The following is a 23987-nucleotide window of genomic DNA, read 5'->3' as shown; positions in this document are numbered from 1 at the left end:
GGTCGGGAGATCACTCTCCCGACCGGCCCGCAGCCGTTCGGCGTTCGGCGTTCGGCGTTCGGCGTTCGGCGTTCGGCACCCAGGGTTCCAGGCGCCCAGGGTTCCGGCCACCCCCGCACCGCACCGCACCCACCCCCCCCCCGCACCACCCCCAGTCCGGGCCCGCACGAGCCCGCACCGCCCCCGGACCGGCGCAGGATCAGTAGCGGTAGTCGTTGTACGAGCTTGGCAGGCCGGCCCGCATGCAGGCACCCGAGAGGCGGCTCGCGCTGTGCTCCAACACCGGGCGCTTCCGGAACACGTCCCGGGCCCGGGACTCGGCGAGGCTGGTGGCGTACCAGGGGCGGGGCTTGTCGTCGAGGTCGAAGCGGATCAGTTCCAGTGCGCAGGTCCGGTGGTCGCCGGTGAGCCGGTCGAGCGCGGGGACCGCGTCGAGCGAGAGGGAGCGGACGTTGCGCAGGTCGATCTGGGCGGTGCGCTCGAAGCGGGCGACGTTCTGCTCGGCGATGATCGCGTCCGGGCCCATCAGTCCGTAGACGGCGGCGGTGACCATGCCGCTGAGCAGGACGGTGCGCGGCAGCCAGGCGGCCTTGTGGAGCAGTCCGGCGACGATCAGCAGGACGAAGACCACGCCGAGCCAGATCTCCACCACCAGCACCCAGAGGCGCAGCTGGGTGAGCCCGGAGGCGTCCACGTAGTACCACATGCGGCCGAGCGCCGAGGCGACGACGGTGAGGGTGAGCACGCAGAGCGAGCCGACCAGCAGGGTGGCCAGCCGACGGTCGGACTCGGTGGTGCGGGGGGCCCAGCGCTTGGCGACGGCGACCACGACCAGCGTCAGCACCGTGATCGTGACCAGCTGCCAGAAGCCCTGCCGGGCGTACTCGGAGCGGCTCATGCCGGTGCTCCGCACGATGGAGTCGCCGCCGCCGAGCACCACCACGGCCTGGACGACGGCGAAGGCGCCGAACAGCAGGTTGAGCGCGGTCAGCGGCAGGGCCCACTCCAGTCGGCCGCGCTCGCGTCCGGGCTTGACGACGGTGCGGTCCCAGCGCCGCGGCGCGGCCGCGATCCGGGCGAAGCCGAGTGCGGTGGCCAGGCCGAGCATGAAGAGGACGAAGCGCACGGGCAGTTCGCCGAACTCGATGCTGGGGGTGAGGCTGTCCAGGACGTCGGCCATGGCGGCATCGGCGCTGGAGAAGAGCGCGCCGAACACGAGGAGCAGCACGGCGGCGACCACGACCGCCTTGAGTACCGGTACGACCTTGCCGCGTCCGGGCGCACCGGCGCCGCGCAGGCCGTTCCGGGCCCAGAGCAGTCCGGGGACGAGGTGCCAGAGGACTCCGGGCAGGGCGAGCAGGACGCCGCTCCAGCGCTTGCCCCCGTGCACGGCCAGTGAGGCCAGGCCGAGTGCGCAGAAGAACGACAGCACGGTGGGCCAGCCGGCGTCGTACAGCGCGGGCACGGCGAGCAGGGCGAGCGCGAGCAGGCTCCAGGTGGCCGTCCAGGGGTGGAGCCTGCGGCCGGCCGAGCGGGCGGCGAGTCCGGCGCCGACGGCCGCGGCGAGGGCGAGGAGCAGCAGGTTGACGCCGAGTCCGTCGGGGAGCATCCAGGCGGTCAGCAGGCCGACGAGGGCGGCGGCGCCGATCACCCGGGGTGCGGCGGGAGCGCGCTCGCCGGGGGCGCTGGGGCGCAGCCACGCGAACGGCTGGGGCACGGCCATGCCGCCCAGCGGCCGGTAGGGGTCGGCGAACGGCGCTCCGGGCGCGCCTCCGGGCCCCGGTGCGCCCGCAGCGCCCGGTGCGCGCTCGGGGCCGGGCGGCTGCGGAGCGGAAGCGGGCATGGGATTTCCGGACATGAGTCCCCCTCAGTGCTAGGGCATGCGGAAGCCGCCCTTGGGGCAGTCCGCCGAACGGCGCTGATCAGCGCCGCGACCGAGGATGACTCTAGAGCATTCTGAACAGGTTCAAAAATGCCTCTGCGGGGTTGTGTCACACACCTGTGACACAACCCCGCAGAGCCGCAGCCGACACCAGGTGCGCAGAGCTACAGCCGGCGCCCGGCGCGCAGACCGTCAGTACGTCCCGTACAGCGAGTAGACGAGCGAGCTCTTCACCGCCGGCCCGAAGGTCGCCGGCCAGGTGCCGAACGGCACGACCGTGTTGCTGTACGCGCCCTGCCCCACCGGGCCGGTCGAGTAGTTCATGTTGTTGACCGCCGAGCTGGTGCCGTTGGTGTTGTAGACCAGCCAGTACGAGGTGTTGGCGGCCAGCGTCACGTCCACCGGGACGGTGTTCCAGCCGTTGGCGGTCAGGGTGCCGGTGGCGGTGGAGGTGACCAGGGTGCCGGGCGAGCCGCCCTCGTCGGTGTAGACGGCCACCTGGAACCGGTTGTTGGGGGCCGCGCTCACCGCGCCCACGTGCACGTTCAGCGAGTCGAGCGGGACGGGTGCGGCGCCGGTGGTGATCCGGCTCCCGTTGAGGTGGTTGGAGTCGGTGTCGTCGAGCAGCGAGCCGACCACGCTGTTCCCGATCGTCTTCGGCGGCGCGCCGGAGGTGGTGAAGGAGAACGCGTAGGGGCTCGCCAGGGTGTTGCCCGAGGTGTCCCTGACCCCCTGGAGGGTCGCGGTGTGGCCGGTGGTCAGGGCGAGTTCGGCACCGGGCGTGAAGACGACCCCGTTGGTCGCCGAGTCGTAGGCGACCGTCCCGGCGACCTGCGCCCCGCCGGCGGTGCGCAGGGTCACCGACCCGGCGCCCACGCTGGACGGGTTCAGCGGCTCGCTGAGCGAGAAGCGCACCGGCGAGGTCGGCGCGACCCCGGTGGCACCGCCGGCCGGGGTGGTGCCGGTGACGGTGGGTGCGGTGGTGTCCTGCCCGTAGCTGGCGGTGTAGGAGCCGACCGCGCCGTTGAAGAACGCGTACGCGACGCCCTTGACCGTCTCGATCCGGTACGGGACCGCCTGGCCGCCCGAGCTGATGCCGAGCAGGGTGCCGGAGGCCGAGGAGACCGGCACCATGGCCCGCAGGCCGGTGGCGCCGCCGGTGATGTCGAAGGTCAGCTTGTTGTTGTTCCAGGCCAGCTTGCTGAACGCCGAGCCGTTGCGCGCGTCCAGCCAGGTGAGCATCTGGCGGCCGGAGACCACCGGGACGCCGCGGGCCTTGGCGGCGGAGATGACGGCGTCGGAGGCGCCGGAGGCCGCGAAGTCGGTGTGGATGTTGGCGGTGAGCGCCGCGTAGTAGCCCTTGCTGCCGTAGGCGGCGTCCAGCAGGGTGTTGACGGTGCCGGGGTAGGACTGGCCGGACTCGTCGGTGAGCTGGGTGGTCGCCTGGTAGGTGTCGATCACGCTGCCGTCGGTGTCGGCGAACTTCATGATCTGGGCGGTGCCGTTGAAGTACCCGGGCCGGTCCTGCACGAAGGAGGACGGGTAGTAGTAGTAATCGGTGTCCAGCCGGATGCCGTTGGCGCGCTTGGTCTTGGCCTGGGTCGCCCAGTCGTCCCACTCCACGCAGTGCGTGCGGCTGCTCGACGGGTTGGGCAGCGACGGGTACTTGGCCCGCCACTGGCCGATCTGGTCGGCGTAGACCGACTGCAGGTCGGCCGGGCTGCCCCAGGGGCGGCAGTCGGTGGTGATGTGCACCCCGACCTCGAATCCCTGGTCGGTGTACGCCTTCGCCTGGGCGGGGGTCAGCGGGGCGTCGGTGTAGATGTACGAGGAGGCGCGGATGCACTCCCAGTTGGCCACGTTGCATCCGGGCGGGCTCTGCGCGACGTAGCTGTCCCAGCGGCCGGCGGTGCCGCCGACGGCGTGGTCGTCGCCGGTCATCACGACCACCGCCTTGACGTCCCGCGGGAAGTACCAGAAGCGGGGCAGCGGCTTCTTCGAGGCGTCCATGTGCGTGATCAGGTTGGCGAGAAGTCGCTGCTGCTCGTCGGCGATCGGGATGATCGCCTTGTCGAGGTCGTTCCAGTCGGGCTGCCCGCCGGTGCCGAAGAACATCTCGCTGGCCTCGAAGCTGTCGGTGCCGTCGCGCTGCTGTCCGGCCCAGGCGACGTTGCCCTGGCGGGTCTGGACCACCGACTTCGCCAGGTCGTAGGTGAACGCGGCGGCCCGGCCGAAGCCCGCGGTGCGCAGGGTGACCGCCGGGTTGGCGGTCGCGGTGCTCGCGTTGCTGTACAGGGTGGCGACGGCGGTGGCGCCGTTCAGCGTGTAGAGGTCGGCGGCGCCGTGGTAGCCCATGGTGTCGGCGGTGATCCCGGCGCCGGGGGCCGCGCCGGTGGCGACCTTGAGGTAGGAGTCGCCGCGGGTGCCGGTGGCCGCGGTCAGGCCGAGCAGCGGCGCCAGCTTCTTGTCGGGGCGCATCGCGATCAGCCGTCCGCCGGCGTTGGTCCAGGTGGTGAACATCGACACCTGGGCGGTGGTCAGCGGGGTCTCGCCGAGCAGCACCAGGTCGTGCGAGGCGAGCAGCGAGCTGGTGACGGCGGAGAGGTCGACCTGCTTGAAGTGGTTGAGGCCCTCGGCCTTGAGGATCTCCGCGAGGTAGCGGGTGTACGGGTTGGCCGGATCGGTGACCAGCAGCACCGGCCCCTCTGCCCCCGGACCGGCCCCCGGCGCCGGGGGCGGCGGCGGCTCCTCGGCGTCGTAGCTCGCGTAGATCGAGAAGCTCAGCCCGCTCGTCGAGACCGGCCCGAAGTCGGTCGGCCAGCTGCCGTACGTCCGGCCGCCGTTGCCGTACGCGCTCGTGCCGCCGGCGCTGTAGTGCAGGTTGTTGACGGCCGGGCCGGTGCCGTTGGTGTTGTAGGCCAGCCAGTACGGCGTGCTGGGGCTCAGCGCGGCCGTCAGCGGAACGGTGTTCCAGCTGTCGGCGGTGAGCACGGCCGCGGCGCTGGAGGCGAGCAGTGTGCCCGGGCTGCCGCCGTTGTCGCGGTAGATCGCCACCTGGTACTGGTTGTTGGGCGCCGCGGCGACGGCGCCGACGTGGACGCTGATGCTGGTGACCGTGCCGCCCGCCGCACCGGTGACGTACCGGGAGGCGTTGAGGTAGTGGGAGTCCCCGGTGTCGGTGGACGGTCCCACCGCGGTGTTGCCCAGGGTCGCGGGTGCGGCCGCCACGGGCGCGGCCCCGGGGCCCGCCACCAGTGCCACCACCGTGCCGAAGGCGGCCAGCACGCCCCCGACTCTGCCGCGCCATCGTCGAATGCCCGTCCGTGCCATGACCGCCCCCTGCCCTGCTCCGGCCCAGTGCCTCCCACGGGTGTACCCTCAACGTCCCCTTCGTGTCCTCCGATTCGGCACATTCCCCGGCGAATGTGCGCCAACCCTTGACCCTGCCGTCACCGTTGCTCGACCTGCACGGTTGCCGTCGCTCGACCTGCGCCGTCACCGCTCGGCCCTCACCGTTGCCGTTGCCCGACCAGCGACGTCACCGCTGCTCGGCCGACGCCGTTGCCGCACCCCGCCGGGCCCGGGGTTCAGCCCTTCACCGAACCCGCCAGCAGACCCCGGACGAAGTACCGCTGGAGCGCGAAGAACACCGCCAGCGGAATGAGGATCGACAGGAAGGCACCCGCCGTCAGCAGCTCCCACCGGCCGCCGAAGGAACCCGACAGCTGCGCCAGCCGGACCGTCATCGGCGCCACGTCCGCCGTACCGCCCGCGAAGGTCAGCGCCACCAGCAGGTCGTTCCAGACCCAGAGGAACTGGAAGATCGCGAAGGAGGCCAGCGCCGGGGTGCAGAGCGGCAGCACGATCGAGCGGAAGATCTTGAAGTGCGAGGCCCCGTCGACGACCGCCGCCTCCATCAGGTCCCGCGGCAGCTGCGCGATGAAGTTGTGCAGCAGGAAGATCGCCAGCGGGAGCGCGAACATCGTGTGCGCCAGCCAGACCGGCGCGTAGGTGCCCCGCAGGTCGACCGCCGGGATCACCGCCACCGACCCCAGGTGCACCCCGTCCGAGAACAGCTGCAGCAGCGGGATCAGCGCCATCTGGATCGGCACCACCTGCAACGCGAAGATCACGAAGAACACCGTGTCGCTGCCCCGGAACCGCACCCACGCCAGCCCGTACGCCGCCATCGCCGCCAGGACCAGCGGGAACAGGGTGGCCGGGATGCTGATGGCCAGCGAGTTCACCAGGAACGGCATCAGCCCGCTGGAACTGCCGGACACGCCCTCGAACAGCACCGTGTGGTAGTTGCCGAAACCCAGGCCGGGGTCGCTGAAGACGTTCCACCAGCCGTCGGCCGTGACGTCCTGCTTGGGGCGCAGCGAGGTCACCAGCAGGCCCAGGGTGGGGATGGTCCACAGGACGGTCACCGCGATCACGAAGACCGAGGCGAGCGGACTGCTGAACGCCTTCCGCACCGCCCCCGGCTGCCCGCCGGAGCCGTCCGCACGCCGTTCGCGCAGCCCGCGGGCGCGGACGCCGGTCTTCGCCGCGTCCTTCTCCGGCGACTCCGGGGTGTTCGGGGTCGCCGGGGTCGCCGGGGTCGCCGGGGTCGTCGGGGTCGTCGGGGTCGTCGGGGTCGTCGGGGTCTCCGGGGTGTTCGGGGTCTCCGGGGTGTTCGAGGTGTTCGGGGCGCCGTCGCCGCGCTGTCCGTCGCCGCTCTGCCCGTGCCCGCTCATCGGACCTCACGCTCCTTGCGCAGCTGGACGATGTTGTAGGCCACCAGCGGCAGCACCGCGAGGAAGAGGATCACCGCGAGTGCGCTGCCCCGCCCGGTGTCGAACTGCACGAACGACTGCGAGTACATCTCGTTGGCGAGCACCTGGGTGCCGAAGTTGCCCCCGGTCATGGTGCGGACGATGTCGAACGCCTTCAGCGTGGTGATCATGACCGTGGTGAGCACGACGACCACCGTGGTGCGGATCATCGGCACCGTGACGTACCAGAACAGCCGCACGCCGCTCGCCCCGTCCAGCCGGGCCGCCTCGGTGACCTCGTCGGGGATCGCCTTGATCGCGGCGGAGAGCACCACCATCGCGAAGCCGGTCTGCACCCAGACCATCACCGCCATCAGCAGGAAGGTGTTGAGCGGCTGGGCGAGCATCCAGTTCGGCGGGTTCTCCCAGCCGAGCGAGATGGCGAGCTGGCTCAGCAGGCCGATCTGCTGCTGCGAGGGGTCGCGGGACTCGTAGACGAACTTGAAGATGATCGACGCGCCGACCAGCGAGATCGCCATCGGCATGAAGATCAGCGACTTGTAGACCGCCTGCCCGCGCATCCGGTCCACCAGCAGGGCCAGCAGCAGGCCGAGCCCGGTGGCGGCCAGCGGGGCGACCACCAGCCAGAGCCCCGTGGTCAGCAGGACCTCACGGATGGTGTCGGAGGTCAGCGCCCAGCCGAAGTTCTCCCCGCCGACGAAGCGGCTGCTGTCGTCGCTGTACAGGCTGAGGTAGACCGTGCGGACCAGTGGGACGACCAGGCCGACCAGGAGCAGCAGGGCGGCCGGCCCGAGGAAGACCGCGGCGGCGAGCGGACGGGCGATCCGGCCGGTGGCCCGGCCGGCGGCGAAGAAGACCAGCAGCAGGATGCCGAGGAAGCCGGCGATCGCGCCCAGGCCGTTGCCGAACTTGATCGCCGCGTCGTCCCAGGCACCCGCGGTCAGCACCGCGTCGGGTACGGGCATGGCTGTTCGTCCTTTCCGGTGGGGACGGTGGGGACGGGACGGTGGGAACGGTGCGAGGGGACCGAGCGGTCGGAGGAGCGCACCGCCAGGCCCGCCCGCGGCGGAGCCGGGCGGCGCACGCGGCACGGTGCCACGGGGAGGGGCGGGCGGTGCGGGTGGGTGGCCCCGCACCGCCCTCGGCAGGTGGTCCCTGGAACGGCCGCCGTCACCTCGGCCAGGCCGCGTCGATGTCCGCGGCCGTCTTCTGGATGGACTGGCCCTCGGCGAACCACGCGGTCAGCGACTTCCACTCCTGCCCGGCGCCGACCGCGGCCGGCATCAGGTCGGAGGCGTCGAAGCGGAAGGTCGCCGACGGGTCGGTGAGGGCCGCGGCGGAGAGCTTGTCGATCGGGTCCGTGTACAGCGACTTGTCCACGCCCTGGTTCGCCGACACCCAGCCGGTGGCGGTCTTCACCCGGCTGCTGGCCCAGTCCGAACTGGACAGGTAGTTCTGCACCGCCTGCACCTCGGGCCGGTCGGAGAACGCCGTGACGAACTCGCCGCCGCCCTCCACCGGGTTCGCGATCGCCGGGTTCACCGCCGGCAGCCGGAAGGCGAAGATGTCGCCGTCCTCGGCGATCTTCGTGCCCTGCGGCCACTGCGCCTGGTAGAAGGACGCCTGCTGGAGCATGTAGCACTTGCCGGTCAGGATCGGCGCACCCGCGTCCTGGAACGTCGTGGTGGCGATCGACTTCACGTCGCCGTAGCCGCCGTTGACCCAGGCCGGGTTCTGCATCCAGTCGGCGACGGTCCGCATCGCCGTGGTGATCTTCTCGTCGGAGAACTTCACCTGGTGGCTCACCCACTGGTCGTACACCTCGCCGCCGTACGTCCCGAGCACCACCTCCTCCAGCCAGTCGGTGGCCGGCCAGCCGGTGGCCGTGCCCGAGGCGATGCCCCCGCACCAGGGCTTTCCGCCGCCCGCCCGGGCGATCCGGTCGCTCAGGGCCATCAGCTCGGCCCAGGTCTTCGGCACCTCGTACCCGGACTGCTTGAACGCCTTCGGCGAGTACCAGACCAGCGACTTCATGTTGGCGCTCATCGGCGCCGCGTAGAAGGTGCCGTTCACCGAGCCGTAGGTCTTCCAGACCGGGCTCCACTTCTCCTGGTTGGCGACCGTCTGCGCGGGCGGCTTGACCACCTTCCCGCTCTTGACCATCTGGGCCAGCAGCCCCGGCTGCGGGATGATCGCGAAGTCCGGGGCGTTGCCGCCCGCCACCCGCACCGGCAACTGGGACTCGAAGTCCGAGGTGCCCTCGTAGACGATCCTGATGCCGGTGCAACGGCTGAAGTCCGCCCAGGACTTCTCCAGGTTGTCCGACTCCGGGCTGCGGATCGAGGCGAAGATCGTCACCTTGCTGCCCGAATGCCCCGCGTACGGCTGGAACTTGGCACAGTCACCGGTGAGCGTCGCGGCCGTACCGGATCCACCGCCGCCCGAGTCGTCCGAGGTGTTGGAACACGCCGCGGTCAGCGCCAGCGCCGCCAGCAGGGCCGGCACCGCCAGTCTCCGGCGGCGGCCTGCGGACCGGGCGAGGCGCGGGGCGCGCACGGGCGGCGCGGTCGATCCCAACGGCACACCGGATGCGGACGGGGCGGACGGCACGGTCGATGCGGACGACGCGGCGGACGACGGGTTCGGGATGGGGGTCAATGCGGTCCTCCTTGCCAGGGCGGCGAGCGCCAGCAGTAAGACAGAACGACATTGCGCTGTACCGGAGATCGACAGTGGGCCGGACGAGCGGCGGACCGCACGGCCGATCCGTCGACGGTAGCCCAGCCGCCATCCTCCGCCAAGGTCCGCGTGCGACCTTCACCCGCACGTGCCGCACTCGTGACCCGTCCGCAGGGCCGGTGCCCGTCTCCCCGCGGCCGCACCACCCCACCCGGACCGAGGCGCCCCGCCCACCCCCGACGCCCACCCCCGCCCTGCCCCCGGCGGAACGCGAGCGGCGGCCGGCCGGAACCCCGCAGGACCCGCCGACCGCCGCCGCACGGCACCGGTCACAGCCGGACCGGCAACTCCTTCAACGCGTTGACGACCAGCGAACCGCTCGGCCGCAGCTCCTCCGCCGGCACCCCCAGCGCCAGCTCCGGGAACCGCTCGAACAGCGCCGGCAGTGCCACCCCCGCCTCCAGCCGCGCCAGCGGCGAACCCGGGCAGACGTGCGGACCGTGTCCGAACGACAGGTGCCGGATCGGCTCCCGCCGGACGTCGAACAGCTCCGCCGTCTCCCCGTGCTGCCCGGCGTCCCGCCCGATCGCGTTGTACGAGATCAGCACCGGCTCACCCTTCGGGATCACCACGTCGTCGACCTTCACGTCCTCGGTCGTGAACCGGAACAGGAAGTTGCTGGTCGGCGGCGTCCAGCGGAGCGACTCCTCGACCACCGCGTCCCAGCCCACCTCGCCCGAGCGGACCAGCGCCAGCTGCTCCGGATGGGTCAGCAGCGCCTGCACCGCGTTGGCGATCAGGTTGACCGTCGTCTCGTGGCCCGCCGCGATGATCACCCGCAGGGTGGCCGCCGCCTCCGCGTCGCTCAGCCCGCCGCCCTCGACGTCCGCCGCCAGCAGCGCGCTCGCCAGGTCGTCACCCGGCCGCGCCCGCCGCTGCGCCACCACGTCGTTGACGAAGGCGTTCAGGCCGGCGATCGTCGCCTGGATGCCCTCCGGGTTCGGGCGGATCCCGAAGAACCGCTCGTAGAGGTCCCGCAGATGGGCGTGATCGGACTCCGGCACCCCGAGCAGCGAGCAGATCACCGTCATCGGCAGCGGGAAGGCGAACGCCGACTTGAGGTCCACCTCCCGCTCCCCCGCCGCCAGGGCGTCCAGCAGCTCCCCGGTCACCTCCTCGACGCGGGGGCGCATCAGCTCCACCCGGCGCGGGGTGAACGCCTGCGCCACCAGCGCCCGCAGCCGCCGGTGCTCGGCACCGTCGGTGGTCACCATGCTCGGGCCCGGCACCGCCAGGCCGATCAGCGGCCAGGTCTTCGGCACGTCGCCGCGCTGGAACGCCGCCCAGTGCGCGGCGTCCTTCACCAGCCGCGCATCGGTCAGCAGCTCACGCGCGGCGGCGTGCTGCGTCACCGCCCAGGCGGCGACCCCGCCGGGCAGTTCCACCGGCACCGCCGGGCCCGCGGCACGCAGCAGCGCCCCCTCGGCGGCGTTGTCCCGTGCCAGCGGGTCGAGGACGATCGGGGCGGTCATCGGCACAGCTCTCCTTCGATTCGGTTCGGGGGCAGACCCCGCACGGCGTCCGCACGGCCTCCGCGCGGCGTCCGAACGGCGTCCGCGCGGCGTCGGGGCCGACGCTCAGAGGACGTAACCCGGGGTGAACGCGACCGGCAACGCCACCAGCCCGCGCACCCACGCCGACGGCCGCCACACCAGCGCGTGCTCGGCGACCGCGAGCCGCAGGTCGGGCAGCCGGTCGAGCAGGACCTCGATCGCCGTCGTCGCCATCACCTCGGCGGCCTCCTGCGCCGGGAACGGGCAGCCGTGCTCGCCGTACGAGTGGCTCATGTGCGCCCGGTTGCCCTCGGCCGGACGGCCGTCCGCGCCGCGCACCGACGGATCGGCGTTGGCCCCGGCCAGCCCGAGCAGCACCATGTCGCCCGCGGCGATCCGCTGCCCGCCCAGCTGGGTGTCCCTGGTGGCCCAGCGACCCGCGAAGATCTGCGTCGGGGTGTCCTCCCAGAGCGCCTCGTTCAGCGCCTGGCTCACGCTCCGCCGCCCGCCCGACAGCGAGGCGGCGAACCGCTCGTCGGTCAGCATCAGCCGCATGGCGTTGGAGATCCAGTACGAGCACGGCTGGTGGCCCGCGATGAGCAGCACCCGCAGGTCGCGCATGACCTCCTCGTGGGTGAGGCCGGCCGCGTGCTGCAGCATCGAGGAGGCCAGGTCGTGGCCGGGGAACTCCTCCTTCTCCCGCACGAGTTCGAGCATCACCGCGAGCAGCCGCTGGGCGCCGGCCGGGGCGTCCGGGCCGCCGTCGAGCATGGTCAGCAGGCCCTCGATCAGGACCGGCGCCTGCTCCTCGCCCAGTCCGAGCAGGCGACAGAGCACCAGCAGCGGCATCCGGTGGGCGTACTCGGCGACGAGGTCCGCCTCGCCGCGCCCGGCGAACTCGTCGATCAGCCGGTCCGCGACCTCCTCGCAGTGCTTGCGCAGCTCGTACGGGTCGATCGCGGCGAGCGCGTCGGTGACCGCACTGGAGCGGCGGCGGTGCTCCACGCCCTCGGCGTAGAGGATCGACGGCACGGGCGCCATCATCGGCTTGAGCGGCCACTCCTCGGGGATGCTCGGCCAGGCGTTCCAGCGGGTGGAGTCGCGGCCGTACAGCTGCGGCTGGGCGGTCACCTGCTGCAGTTCGCGGTAGCCGATGACCAGCCAGGCGGGGACGCCGCCGGCCAGTTCGACCGGGGCGACGGGGCCGTGGTCGGCCCGCATCTCGCGGTAGACCTGCGACGGGTCGGTCTGGAAGCGCGGCCCGTACAGCGGGGTGGCGCCGGCGTGCGCCGGGCAGCCCGGGGGCGGGGTGGCGGCGGGCTCGGTCACTGGGTGCTCTCCTCGTACGGGGCGGTGGCGGCGGGCCGCTCGGCTGCGGGGTGCCCGGAGGCGGACACCGCGCCGGGCTCGGCCGCGGCGGCCTCCACCCGGGCGGCCAGGTGGCGGACCAGTTCGATCAGCACCTGCTTGCCGGACTCGCGGTCGCGGGCGTCGCAGTCGACCAGCGGCACCTCGGGCGGCAGGTCCAGCGCCTCGCGGACCTGGTCGAGGGTGTGGGTGGGCTCGTCGAAGTTGTTGCGCGCCACGATGAACGGGGTGCCGTGGTGCTCCAGCCGGTCGATGGCGTACCAGGAGTCCGCCAGGCGCCGGGTGTCGACCAGCACGACCGCGCCGAGGGCACCGGTGAAGAGGCGGTCCCAGAGGAACCAGAAACGTTCCTGCCCGGGCGCGCCGAACAGGTAGAGCACCTGGCTCTCCGACAGCGTGATGCGGCCGAAGTCGAACGCGACCGTGGTGGAGCGCTTGCTCCGGACGCCCGAGAGGTCGTCGATCCCCTCGCCCGCCTTGGTCATCGTCTCCTCGGTGGTCAGCGGACGGATCTCACTGACCGCACCCACCAGCGTGGTCTTGCCCACGCCGAACCCGCCGACCACGACGATCTTCAGCGCGTTGTCGGCGGTGCTGCGCAGCGGGGTGCGTCCGGACGGCAGCCCGGCGCGGGCGACCGGCAGCTCAGAGCCGTTGGAGTCCATGGAGCACCTGCTTCAACGTGTCGAGATCGGGCAGCTTCGCCTTGTTCGGCGCGAACCTGGGATGGCGGGCGGTGATCGCCCGGGTCTCCAGCAGATCGCCGAGCAGGATCTTCACCACCGAGACGGGCAGCGCCAGTTCGGCGGCTATCTCCACCACCGCGGTCGGGGCTTCGCACATCCGCAGGATCCGCACGTGCTCGGACTGCATGCCGGGCGCGGGCTCCCGCTCGGCCACGATCAGGGTGACCAGATCGAAGGCGTTCTCCGGCGACCGGCTGCGGCCCCGGGTGATGGTGTAGAGGCGGTCCGGATCGTCGTCACGACCCGGCAGGACCGGCCCGGCGCTCATGCCCGGGCGCTCTCATCGGCCTCGGCGCCGGACCCGTCACCGGCCTCGGCCCCGGGCTCGCGCGCCGGGGCGCTCAGGTGGACGCCGATCTGCTCGATCAGGCCGTGCATGTTGTGGCCGACCACGCCCACGTCCGCCTCGTCGTCGGTCACCACGGCCAGGTGGGCACCCTCGCCGGCCGCCACGATGCACAGGATGCCGCCGTGGAACTCGGTCATCGACTGCCGCACGCCGCCGCTGCCGTCGCCGAACTCGATCGACGCGCCGTGCGCCAGGCTCTGCATGCCGGAGGCGATCGCGGCCAACTGGTCGGCCTGGTCGGTGGTGAGCCCGGCGGTGTGGCAGAGCTTGAGGCCGTCGGCCGACAGCACCAGGGCGTGGCGGGCGCCCGGGGTACCGCTCAGCAGGTTGTCCAACAGCCAGTCGAGGTCGCGGTCGGTTGCGCTGCTCATCAGGAGTCCTTCTCGGAGACGGGGGAAGCGTCAGTGAGGGTGTCGTCGGCGGGGCGTGTGGTGGGCGCACCGCCGCTCTGGGCTTGCAGGGCAGCCCTGCGGAAGGCCCCGAACCGGGCGGCGGCGCTCACCGCGTCGCCCCGGACGGGCTTCGCGTCGGACGCACCGGTGCCGGCGGGGGCAGCAGGGAGGGAGAGGGGCGCGGGGGCGGTCCCGGCGGGGGCCGCCACGGCCGGGGAGGCCGCGGAGGCGGGGGGCGAGGTCCTGGAGGTCCCGGCCGCCAGCGTCTGGCCGCGCCGGCGCTGCGGCAGGCCGCTGTCGGTCACCGCGGGCGTCGGTGCGGCGGCCAGCCCGGGGCCGGACGGCGCCGCCGACCCGGCGCGCTCGGCGGCACGCTCACCGACGCGCCCGACGCCGCGCTCGACCGCACGCTCCACGGCGCGCACGGGGGCGGGCGCCGACAGCTGCGGGCGCGCGGACGCCGGTACGGGCTGCCGCTCGGGCTCGGGCGCCGGGGCGGACTCCGGCGTGGGGTGCGTGACCAGCTGCGCCGGAATCAGCATCACCACGCCCGTGCCGCCGCGCGCCGAGGGCCGGAAGGAGATCTGCAGCCCGTGCTTGCGGGCCAGCGCACCGACCACGGCCAGCCCGAGCCTGGTACCGGCCGACAGCGTGGCGAGGTCCAGCGGCTCGGCGGAGACCGCCCGTTCGGCACGGCGCAGCCAACTGTCGTTCAGGCCCAGGCCGCTGTCCTCCACGGAGACCGCGAGGCCGGCCGGCACCTCCTCGACGTAGACGTGCACCTCGGCGGGCGGGGCGGAGAAGTTGGTCGCGTTGTCCAGCAGTTCGGCCAGCGCGTGCATGACGCCCTCGGCCGCGTAGCCGGCCACCGCGGCGGTGCTGGCGTTGTGCAGCCGCACCCGCTGGTAGGCGCCGATCCGGCCGAGCGCCCCGCGCAGCACCGACTCCACCGCGATCGGCTTCGCCCAGCGCCGGCCCGACCGGGCACCGGTGAGCACCGCGATGGTGTCGGCCATCCGGCCGGCCTGCGCCGTCGAGTGGTCGAGCCGCAGCAGGTCGCCGAGCACCTCCTCGTCGTGCCGGTGCTGCATCTCGCGCAGTTCCGCGTGCATCCCGGTGGCGAGCGCCTGGACGCGTCCGGCGGCGGTCGCGCAGACAGCGAGGGCGGCGGCCCGCAGCTTCTCGCCCCGGGCGACCTCCTCGGCGACGGCGTGCAGCAGCGGGTACTGGGGGTGCCTGCGGTGGGCAGCGAGCACGCGGTCCACGGACGCACCTGACCTGAGCTTCGCCACCACCTCGGGCAGCACCCCGTCGGCGATCCGGTCCAGTTCGGCGCGGCGCTCCCGGTCTGCCTCGACCTCTGCGTTCAGCCGGTCCAGCTCGGCGCGGGCGGCGACCAGTTCGGCTTCGGCCCGGACCGCCTCGGCCCGGGCCCGGTCGCGCTCGGAACGGGCCGCGGACGCCTCGGCCCTGGCCCCGGCGTACGCCTGCTGGGCGGCGTGGGCGGTACCGAGCGCGGCGTCGGTCTCGGCCTGCTGCGCCGCCAGTGCGGCGGCCAGTCGGCGGGCCTTGGCGGCAACGGTGGCGGCCACGCCGACGGCGATGAACCAGAGCACGGCGACCGCGCCGACCGCTGCGGCGGTCAGTGGCCGGTCGGCGTCGAGGGCCCGGGAGACGCCGACCGGTGCGGCCACCGCCCCGAGCAGTACGGCGCCCGACGTCAGGGCCGCGATGCGCGCCACCGGTCGTCGGGTCTGCTCGCCGGCGGGGCTGGCGGGTGCTCTCATCTGTGCGGTCCTCGGCGACGAACGGTGTCGGCGGGACCATCCGGGGTTCGGGGGAGGTACCGACGGCGGGGCAGGGGCGGAAGCGCGACCGCCCGGCTGACGTGGTGAAACGTCTCCGGGCGGCTGATCGGTTCACGCAGTGGGCCGATCATATCCATTCAGGCTTTGCCCTCAACCGACGAGTTGACGGTCAGTCCCCTTCGTCGACGGAGCACAGGCGAAACCGCCCTTCCGTTCGACCCGACACTCACCCGCAGTTACCGCACTCCGGGCCACCCCGCCGCCCGCAGCACACGCACCCCGCCCGCCGACCACTCCCCCTCGACCGCCGCACCCCCGACCGGCCCGCTAGAGCACGGCCTCCACCGCCCGCCGCACGGCGGCGAAGTCCAGCCCGTGGTCGGCGACCACCTTGGCCCCCAGCCCGTCCCCCTCGCGCAGCACCCCGAGCAGCAGGTGCCCGGACCCGATCTCCTTGGACTTCAGCCGCAACGACTCCCGCAGGGACAGCTCCAGCGCCTTCTTCGCCCGCGCCGTGAACGGCACGTGCCTGCCGAACGACTCGGAGCGGAACCACCCGCGCCGCCGCGGCGGTGCGGGCTCGGCCCCCGGACCGTCCAGCGCCCCCTCCCCGAACGCCGCCTCCACGGCCTCGCGCACGGCGCCCAGGTCCACCCCGATCGCGGCCAGCGCCTCCGCGTCGTCCCCGGGTCCGAGCAGCCGCCGCACCGCCTTCACCGCGGCGGCGTGGTCCAGCCCGGCCTCCACCAGGACCGCCGCCGCCGGGTCCGCGGGCTCGGCCAGGATCGCCAGCAGCAGGTGCTCCGTCCCGATGTGCCCGTGCTTGAGCTCCACCGCCTCCTGCTGCGCGCCGACCACGACCTGCCGCGCCGCCTCCGTGAACCGTTCGAACATCGCTCAGCCTCCGTCCTCGTCCCCGCCCCCGGCCGCGCGCCGGGCGTACTTCTTGTGCACCGCCTGTCGACTGACCCCCAGGCAGATCGCGATGTCCTGCCACGACCAGCCCTGATCCCGCGCATTGCGCACCTGCAGACCCTCCAACCGGTCCGCCAGCCCGCGCAGCGCCCGCACGGCCCGCAGCCCCACAGCCGGATCCCGACTGCCCGCCGCCGCCGCGAGTTCCCTGCTCTCGCTCATACCGTCAACCTAGGTTGACACCCGCACCCTGTCAACCCTGGTTGACACCACAGTGCCCGGACATGCGAAAAGGCGGGGCGAGGACCGAAGTCCTCGCCCCGCCTCAGAGCCCCGGAGGGCGACCTACGCGGTCAGCGGGTTCGAGCGGATCAGCTGCAGCCGCTGGTGGAGCCGCAGCCCTCGCAGAGGTAGCAGCTGCCGGCGCGGCGCATCTTGGTACCGCAGGAGAAGCAGAGCGGGGCGTCCGCGTTCAGGCCGAGCTGGATCTCGATCAGCTCGGTCGAGTTGTGGGCCTGGGCCGGGGCGGCCTGGGGCGCCGGGGCGGCGGGCTTGGCCACGGGGGCGGACTGGGCGAGGGTCTCGGTGTCGAGCTCCTCGGCCTCCAGCGGCTCGTAGGAGCCGGTCTCCAGGTGGCGCTGGCGCTCCTCGACGGAGTGGATGCCCAGCGCGGAGCGGGTCTCGAACGGCAGGAAGTCCAGCGCCAGGCGGCGGAAGATGTAGTCGACGATCGACTGCGCCATCCGCACGTCCGGGTCGTCGGTCAGACCGGCCGGCTCGAAGCGCATGTTGGTGAACTTCGAGACGTAGGTCTCCAGCGGCACGCCGTACTGGAGGCCGACCGAGACGGCGATGGAGAAGGCGTCCATCATGCCCGCGAGGGTCGAGCCCTGCTTGGACATCTTCAGGAAGACCTCGCCGAGGCCGTCGTCCGGGTAGGAGTTGGCGGTCATGTAGCCCTCGGCGCCGCCCACCGTGAAGGAGGTCGTGATGCCGGGACGGCCCTTGGGCAGGCGCTTGCGGACCGGGCGGTACTCGACGACCTTCTCGACCGCGGCGGCCGGGGCCTGCTCGGTCTTGGACTCACTCGCGGAGGCCTTGGTCTTGGCCGAGAGCGGCTGCCCGACCTTGCAGTTGTCGCGGTAGATTGCGAGCGCCTTGACGCCCATCTTCCACGCCTCGAAGTAGATCTCCTCGATCTCCTCGACGGTGGCGACCTCGGGCATGTTCACGGTCTTGGAGATGGCGCCGGAGATCCAGGGCTGGATCGCGGCCATCATCCGCACGTGGCCCATCGCCGAGATGACTCGCTCGCCCATCGCGCAGTCGAAGACCTCGTAGTGCCCGGTCTTCAGGCCGGGCGCGTCGACGACGTTGCCGTGCTCGGCGATGTGGGCGACGATCGCCTCGACCTGCTCGTCCTGGTAGCCGAGGCGCTTGAGGGCGCGCGGGACGGTGCCGTTGACGATCTGCATCGAGCCGCCGCCGACGAGCTTCTTGAACTTGACCAGGGCGAGGTCGGGCTCGACGCCGGTGGTGTCGCAGTCCATCATCAGGCCGATGGTGCCGGTCGGGGCGAGCACCGACGCCTGGGCGTTGCGGAAGCCGTTCTGCGCGCCGATCCGGAGTACGTCGGTCCAGGTCTCGTTGGCGGCGGCCCAGACGGGGGCGTCCAGCTCGTCGACCGAGACGCCGGCCAGCGAGGCGTCCGCGTGCTGCTTCATGACCCGCTGGTGCGGGGCGGCGTTGCGGGCGTAGCCGTCGTACGGGCCGACGACGCCGGCGAGCTCGGCGCCGCGGCGGTAGGCGGTGCCGGTCATCAGCGAGGTGATGGCGCCGGCCAGGGCCCGGCCGCCCTCGCTGTCGTAGGCGTGGCCGGTGGCCATCAGCAGGGCGCCGAGGTTGGCGTAGCCGATGCCGAGCTGGCGGTAGGCGCGGGTGGTCTCGCCGATCTTCTCGGTGGGGAAGTCGGCGAAGCAGATGGAGATGTCCATCGCGGTGATGACGAGCTCGACGACCTTGGCGAAGGTCACCGCGTCGAACGAGTCGTCCTCGCGCAGGAACTTCATCAGGTTGAGCGAGGCGAGGTTGCAGCTGGAGTTGTCCAGGTGCATGTACTCGGAGCAGGGGTTGGACGCGTTGATGCGGCCGGACTCCGGGCAGGTGTGCCAGTGGTTGATGGTGGAGTCGTACTGGATGCCGGGGTCGGCGCAGGCCCAGGCGGCCTCGGCCATCTTGCGGAAGAGCTTCTTCGCGTCGACGGTCTCGATGACCTCGCCGGTCATCCGGGCGCGCAGGCCGAATTCGGTGCCGTTCTCGACGGCGGTCATGAATTCGTCGGAGACGCGGACCGAGTTGTTGGCGTTCTGGTACTGGACGGAGGTGATGTCGTCCCCGCCGAGGTCCATGTCGAAGCCCGCGTCGCGCAGGGCGCGGATCTTCTCCTCCTCCTTCACCTTGGTCTCGATGAAGGCCTCGACGTCGGGGTGGTCGACGTCGAGGACGACCATCTTGGCGGCGCGGCGGGTGGCGCCGCCGGACTTGATGGTGCCGGCCGAGGCGTCGGCGCCGCGCATGAAGGAGACCGGGCCCGAGGCGTTGCCGCCGGAGGAGAGGAGCTCCTTGGAGGAGCGGATGCGGGAGAGGTTGAGGCCGGCGCCGGAGCCGCCCTTGAAGATCATGCCCTCTTCCTTGTACCAGTCGAGGATCGACTCCATGGAGTCGTCGACGGCCAGGATGAAGCAGGCGCTGACCTGCTGGGGCTGCTTGGTGCCGACGTTGAACCAGACCGGCGAGTTGAAGCTGAACACCTGGTGGAGGAGGGCGTGGGTCAGCTCGTGTTCGAAGACCTCGGCGTCGCCCGGGGTGGCGAAGTAGCCGTTCTTCTCGCCGGCGGCGCGGTAGGTGAGCACCACGCGGTCGATGATCTGCTTGAGGCTCCACTCGCGCTGCGGGGTGCCGACGGCGCCGCGGAAGTACTTGGACGTGACGATGTTGACGGCGTTGACCGACCAGAAGTCGGGGAACTCCACGCCGCGCTGCTCGAAGTTGATCGATCCGTCACGCCAGTTGGTCATGACGACGTCGCGGCGCTCCCAGCGGACCTCGTCGTAGGGGTGGACGCCAGGGGTGGTGTAGATGCGCTCGATCCGCAGGCCTCCCTTGGGGGCCTTGCCGGCGCCCTTGGCGGTGGCCTTCTCGGACTTCGACCCGCGTGCGGAACCGCTCGTGGTGTCTGTCACTTCTCGCTCCTCCTCCTGGGCAAACGCCCAAAGTGCCCCGAAACTTCCGGGCACCGCTGGTTCGCTTCTCCTGGTGTGCGGGCAGCCAGGCCGCTGTCTGCCTACGCACGGTTTGTGATGTTCTGCGCACCGTTTTCGGGCACGCGAGGGCCCCGGGGGGCCGGTGTGCATCGGCCCGGGGGCCGCTGCCGCTCGCCCGCCTTAGGGCGCGGCGGCGGGGACGGTCACACAGGTGCCGTCCTCCGCGGGGAAGGGCCGCTCGGCGCGGAGTTCCGCGATGGCGGCCTCGAAGTCTTCGAGTCCGTCGTACGCCTGGTAGACGCTGGCGAAGCGCAGGAAGGCGACGACGTCGAGCTGCTTGAGCGGTCCGAGTATGGCCAGGCCCACGTCGTGGGTGGTGAGCTCGGCGTTTCCGCTGGCCCGCACGCACTCCTCGACCTTCTGGCCGAGCTGGGCGAGGGCGTCCTCGGTGACCGGTCGGCCCTGACAGGCCTTGCGGACTCCGGAAATGACCTTCTCGCGGGAGAAGGGTTCGGTGACGCCGCTCCGCTTGATCACCATCAGCGCGGCCGTCTCCACGGTGGTGAAGCGGCGGGCGCAGTCCGGGCACTGCCGGCGACGGCGGATGGAGCTGCCGTCCTCGGTGGTCCGGCTGTCGACAACACGGCTGTCGGAGTGCCGGCAGAAGGGGCAGTGCACCTGAGGATCCCTCCATGGCATGACGTGCGGACCAGTCGAGTCTAAGCGATGCAGACCCCGCTTCGGCAAGCCGATCACACCCGGACACCACTAGACCTGGGACCGGAGAGGACTCTAGCCACTACATGTAGGCATTGGAGGGAAGTACAGCCCCTGGCGTGTCGACCCTCGGGAGCCTCCCGGGAGCCCCTCGGGAGCCTCGCGGGGCCGTTCCGGACTCGAACAGTTAATCGATGTACAACAAAGCCTTGATCGAGTCAGCCAACTCCCGAATAATTCACTCGAACGTGTGTTTGGCGCAACCTTTCGATAGGAGGTGCCGTTGGGCTGGAAAAGGGAGAGGGAAGCCGTCGAGAGGGGCCGCCGTGAACACCATCGAAACCAACACCATCCCGGTGCAGGAACACTCCCAGCTCAAGGTGGGGCAGCGCACCACGAATCAGCAGAGCGTGGACGCCAGCATGGACCGCACCGAGGAACACCGCCTCACCGGCACGGCCGTATCGACCCAGGGCCGCGTCCCCGACCAGCCGATCGAGCACGCAGCCGTCCTCGACGACAGCCACCCGGCACCGACCCGTTCGATGCCAGGACGCCCCCCCGGGATCCGCACCGACGAGGCCGGCCTGACCGAACGCCAGCGGCGCGTCATCGAGGTCATCCGGGACTCCGTCCAGCGCCGCGGGTACCCGCCGTCCATGCGTGAGATCGGCCAGGCGGTCGGCCTCTCCAGCACCTCCTCGGTCGCCCACCAGCTGATGGCGCTGGAGCGCAAGGGCTTCCTGCGCCGCGACCCGCACCGCCCGCGCGCCTACGAGGTGCGCGGCGTCGAGGTCGCCCGCCCGAACACCGCCGAGACGGCCGGGCGCCCGTCGACCTCGTACGTCCCGCTGGTCGGCCGGATCGCCGCGGGCGGTCCGATCCTGGCCGAGCAGACGGTCGAGGACGTCTTCCCGCTCCCCCGCCAACTGGTCGGCGAGGGCGAGCTGTTCGCGCTCACCGTGCGCGGCGACTCGATGATCGAGGCGGCCATCTGCGACGGCGACTGGGTCACCGTCCGCCGCCAGCCGGTCGCCGAGAACGGCGACATCGTGGCCGCCATGATCGACGGCGAGGCCACCGTGAAGCGCCTCAAGCGCGAGGACGGGCGGATCTGGCTGATGCCGCACAACCCCGCGTACGAGCCCATCAACGGCGACAACGCGACCATCCTGGGCAAGGTCGTGGCGGTGCTCCGCCGGCTCTGAGCCGGCTCCGGGCGGCTGCGGACCGGCTGGGACCGGCTCCGGGGGGCCTGGTTCAGCAGCCCGGCATCACCGGCACCGAAGGCACGACGAACAGCACCGGCAGGGCAGACCGGAAGGGGCTCCACGCGGTTTCCGCGGGAGCCCCTCCGGTTGTCCGGCCCGGCCCTCAGGCAGCCCGGGTACGCCTCAGCCGCGCTTCACCACCGGCCGCACCGGCGCGGCCGAGGCGTCGATCGCCGCCAGCGAGCGCCGCACCTGGTTGCGGTCGGTCGTGTACCAGAACTCCGGCATCGAGGACCGGAAGAAGCCGCCGTACCGCTTGGTCGCCACCCGGGGGTCGAGCACCGCGACCACGCCGCGGTCGTCCGCCGCCCGGACCAGTCGGCCCGCGCCCTGCGCCATCAGCAGCGCCGCATGGGTGGCGGCGACCGCCATGAAGCCGTTGCCGCCGCGCTGCTCGACGTCCTTCTGACGGGCGCTCATCAGCGGGTCGTCCGGCCGCGGGAACGGGATGCGGTCCATCACCACCAGCTGGCAGGCCGAGCCCGGCACGTCCACGCCCTGCCAGAGCGACAGTGTGCCGAACAGGCAGGTCGTCGCGTCCGAGGCGAACTCCCGGATCAACTCGCCCAGGGTGTCCTCCCCCTGGAGCAGGATGCGGTTGTCCAGCCGCTCACGCAGCGCCTCCGCCGCCGCCTGCGCGCCGCGCATCGACGAGAACAGGCCGAGCGTGCGGCCGCCGGCCGCGCCGATCAGCTCGGCGAGCTCGTCCAGCATGTCGGGCCGCTCCGGCTCGCGCCCCGGATCGGCGAGGTGCTTGGCGACGTACAGGATGCCCTGCTTCGGGTACTTGAACGGCGAGCCGACGTCGATGCCGCGCCAGGTCGGCAGCAGTTCCTCGTCGGAGCCCGCACCGGCCGCGTCGCCCGGCGCCCACCCGCCCGGGGCCCGCTCGCCGGGCGTCCGCTCGTCCGGCAGCCGCCCCTCCCCCGGCAGGCCGACCGAGGCCGCGACCCCGGTGAAGTCCCCGCCGAGCTTGAGCGTGGCGGAGGTCAGCACCACCGAGCGCTCCTTGTAGAGGCCCTCGCGCAGCAGCCCGGCGACGCTCAGCGGCGCCACCCGCAGCGAGGCGGTGCCCAGCCCGAAGCGGTCGCTGCGCTCGATCCAGACCACGTCGTACTCGGAGTCCTGGAGCAGCCGGTCGGCGGTCTCGTGCAGGGTCTCGGCCGCGGCCATCGCCTGCTTGCGGACGGCGTCCTCGTCGGTGAGCGCCTTGTCCCTGGTCTCGCCGAGCGAGGTGATCACCTGCCGGCTGGCGTCCCGGATCGCCGTCACCGCGTACGCGAGGTACTCGGGCAGCTCCTCGACGCGGCCCGGCTGGGCGGTCTCCATCAGCCCGTGGAAGTTCTCGGCGGCGGCCTGGAGGGCGTCCACGGCCTTCTCGTTGGCCAGCCGGGCGGCCCGCTTGACCGTGCGGTTGACCGCGCCGACGGTCAGCTCGGCGGTCGCGGCGCCGGTCACCCGGTTCACCAGCTCGTGCGCCTCGTCGATGATCAGCAGGCCGTGCTCGGGGAGCACCGGCGCACCCTCGATGGCGTCGATCGCCAGCATCGCGTGGTTGGTCACCACGACGTCCGCCAGCTTGGCACGCTCCCGGGCCTTCTCGGCGAAGCACTCCTGCCCGTACGCGCAGCGGGTGGCGCCCAGGCACTCCTTGGAGGTGACGGACAGCTGCGCCCACGCCTTGTCGGAGACGCCGGGGGTGAGGTCGTCGCGGTCGCCCGTCTCGGTCTCGTCGGCCCAGTCGCGCAGCCGCAGGACGTCCTGCCCGAGCTTGCCGGTGGGGCCGCCGAGTGCCTCGACCGGGTCGAACAGGCCCTCGCCCTCGTCGCTCGGGGTGCCCTCGTTGGCCCGGTGCAGGCAGAGGTAGTTGGAGCGGCCCTTGAGCATCGCGTAGAGCGGGCGGCGGCGCAGTACCGGGTGCAGTGCCTCGACGGTGCGCGGCAGGTCGCGCTCGACCAGCTGGCGCTGCAGGGCGAGGGTGGCGGTGGCGACCACCACGCGGTCGCCGTGGGCGAGGGCGGGCACCAGGTAGGCGAGGGACTTGCCGGTGCCGGTGCCGGCCTGCACGAGCAGGTGCTCGCCGTGGTCGACGGCGTCGGCGACGGCCTCGGCCATCCGTGCCTGGCCGGGCCGCTCCACCCCGCCGACCGCGGCGACGGCGGCGTGGAGCAGCTCGGGGATGCGGGCCCGGGGGACTTCCTCGGCGGAGGTGTCGGCCGTGTCGTCCGCGTCGTCGGGGAGCTGGGGTTCGGAGTCGTTCGTCATG

Annotated in this window: 17 protein-coding genes; 1 reads left to right on the top strand and 16 read right to left on the bottom strand. The window is 72.3% G+C overall.

The window, feature by feature from the left end:
* Positions 1-199: 199 nt before the first annotated feature.
* From ACWGB8_RS07295 to nrdR, 15 genes are all read right to left on the bottom strand, one after another.
* Positions 200-1843, bottom strand: a complete 1644-nt coding sequence (locus ACWGB8_RS07295) for a DUF4153 domain-containing protein (RefSeq protein WP_452211120.1) — start codon at positions 1841-1843, stop codon at positions 200-202.
* 231 nt (positions 1844-2074) lie between these two features.
* A complete protein-coding gene (locus ACWGB8_RS07290; RefSeq protein WP_452211119.1) occupies positions 2075-5167 on the bottom strand; it encodes an Ig-like domain-containing protein in 3093 nt (1030 codons plus the stop codon).
* Between the two features lie 302 nt (positions 5168-5469).
* Positions 5470-6621, bottom strand: a complete 1152-nt coding sequence (locus ACWGB8_RS07285; RefSeq protein ID WP_452211117.1) for a carbohydrate ABC transporter permease — start codon at positions 6619-6621, stop codon at positions 5470-5472.
* Positions 6618-7625 (bottom strand): carbohydrate ABC transporter permease, encoded by a 1008-nt coding sequence (locus ACWGB8_RS07280; protein ID WP_452211116.1) that lies wholly within the window; start codon positions 7623-7625, stop codon positions 6618-6620. Before ACWGB8_RS07280 ends, ACWGB8_RS07285 begins: the two co-directional genes overlap by 4 nt.
* Positions 7626-7830: 205 nt before the next feature.
* Positions 7831-9165, bottom strand: a complete 1335-nt coding sequence (locus ACWGB8_RS07275; protein WP_452211114.1) for an ABC transporter substrate-binding protein — start codon at positions 9163-9165, stop codon at positions 7831-7833.
* Between the two features lie 503 nt (positions 9166-9668).
* The gene (locus tag ACWGB8_RS07270; protein ID WP_452211113.1) at positions 9669-10871 is read right to left on the bottom strand and encodes a cytochrome P450 family protein; all 1203 of its coding nucleotides are present in this window, start codon (positions 10869-10871) and stop codon (positions 9669-9671) included.
* 105 nt (positions 10872-10976) lie between these two features.
* Entirely contained in the window at positions 10977-12221 is a 1245-nt protein-coding gene (locus ACWGB8_RS07265; RefSeq protein ID WP_452211111.1) for a cytochrome P450, read from the bottom strand.
* The gene (locus ACWGB8_RS07260) at positions 12218-12925 is read right to left on the bottom strand and encodes a GTP-binding protein (protein ID WP_452211109.1); all 708 of its coding nucleotides are present in this window, start codon (positions 12923-12925) and stop codon (positions 12218-12220) included. Before ACWGB8_RS07260 ends, ACWGB8_RS07265 begins: the two co-directional genes overlap by 4 nt.
* Complete coding sequence (locus ACWGB8_RS07255) at positions 12906-13274, bottom strand: DUF742 domain-containing protein (protein WP_452211107.1); 369 nt, start codon at positions 13272-13274, stop codon at positions 12906-12908. The genes ACWGB8_RS07260 and ACWGB8_RS07255 overlap by 20 nt, the downstream gene beginning before the upstream one ends.
* Positions 13271-13726: a roadblock/LC7 domain-containing protein gene (locus ACWGB8_RS07250; protein WP_452211105.1), complete on the bottom strand. Its 456-nt coding sequence runs from the start codon at positions 13724-13726 to the stop codon at positions 13271-13273. The genes ACWGB8_RS07255 and ACWGB8_RS07250 overlap by 4 nt, the downstream gene beginning before the upstream one ends.
* Positions 13726-15534, bottom strand: a complete 1809-nt coding sequence (locus ACWGB8_RS07245; protein WP_452211103.1) for an ATP-binding protein — start codon at positions 15532-15534, stop codon at positions 13726-13728. The genes ACWGB8_RS07250 and ACWGB8_RS07245 overlap by 1 nt, the downstream gene beginning before the upstream one ends.
* Before the next feature lie 348 nt (positions 15535-15882).
* Complete coding sequence (locus ACWGB8_RS07240) at positions 15883-16449, bottom strand: Clp protease N-terminal domain-containing protein (RefSeq protein WP_452211101.1); 567 nt, start codon at positions 16447-16449, stop codon at positions 15883-15885.
* A gap of 3 nt (positions 16450-16452) precedes the next feature.
* On the bottom strand, positions 16453-16692 hold the full coding sequence (locus ACWGB8_RS07235; RefSeq protein WP_452211099.1) for an RNA polymerase subunit sigma-70: 240 nt from the start codon (positions 16690-16692) through the stop codon (positions 16453-16455).
* Positions 16693-16841: 149 nt separating this feature from the next.
* Positions 16842-19712: a vitamin B12-dependent ribonucleotide reductase gene (locus ACWGB8_RS07230; protein ID WP_452211097.1), complete on the bottom strand. Its 2871-nt coding sequence runs from the start codon at positions 19710-19712 to the stop codon at positions 16842-16844.
* Between the two features lie 201 nt (positions 19713-19913).
* On the bottom strand, positions 19914-20411 hold the full coding sequence (gene nrdR / locus ACWGB8_RS07225; RefSeq protein ID WP_452211095.1) for a transcriptional regulator NrdR: 498 nt from the start codon (positions 20409-20411) through the stop codon (positions 19914-19916).
* A gap of 461 nt (positions 20412-20872) precedes the next feature.
* On the opposite strand from nrdR, the gene lexA reads away from it, so the two are divergent.
* Positions 20873-21658 (top strand): transcriptional repressor LexA, encoded by a 786-nt coding sequence (lexA, locus tag ACWGB8_RS07220; protein ID WP_452211124.1) that lies wholly within the window; start codon positions 20873-20875, stop codon positions 21656-21658.
* 186 nt (positions 21659-21844) lie between these two features.
* Here the strand turns inward: lexA and ACWGB8_RS07215 are convergent, their stop codons facing one another.
* Positions 21845-23986 carry an ATP-dependent DNA helicase gene (locus ACWGB8_RS07215; protein ID WP_452211093.1) on the bottom strand — a complete coding sequence of 714 codons (2142 nt, stop codon included), beginning with the start codon at positions 23984-23986 and terminating at the stop codon, positions 21845-21847.
* Position 23987 lies beyond the last annotated feature (1 nt).

Source organism: Kitasatospora sp. NPDC054939, assembly GCF_053610105.1.
The sequence above is the reverse complement of the archived record's forward strand: the minus strand, read 5'-3'. Positions and strand labels throughout refer to the sequence as shown.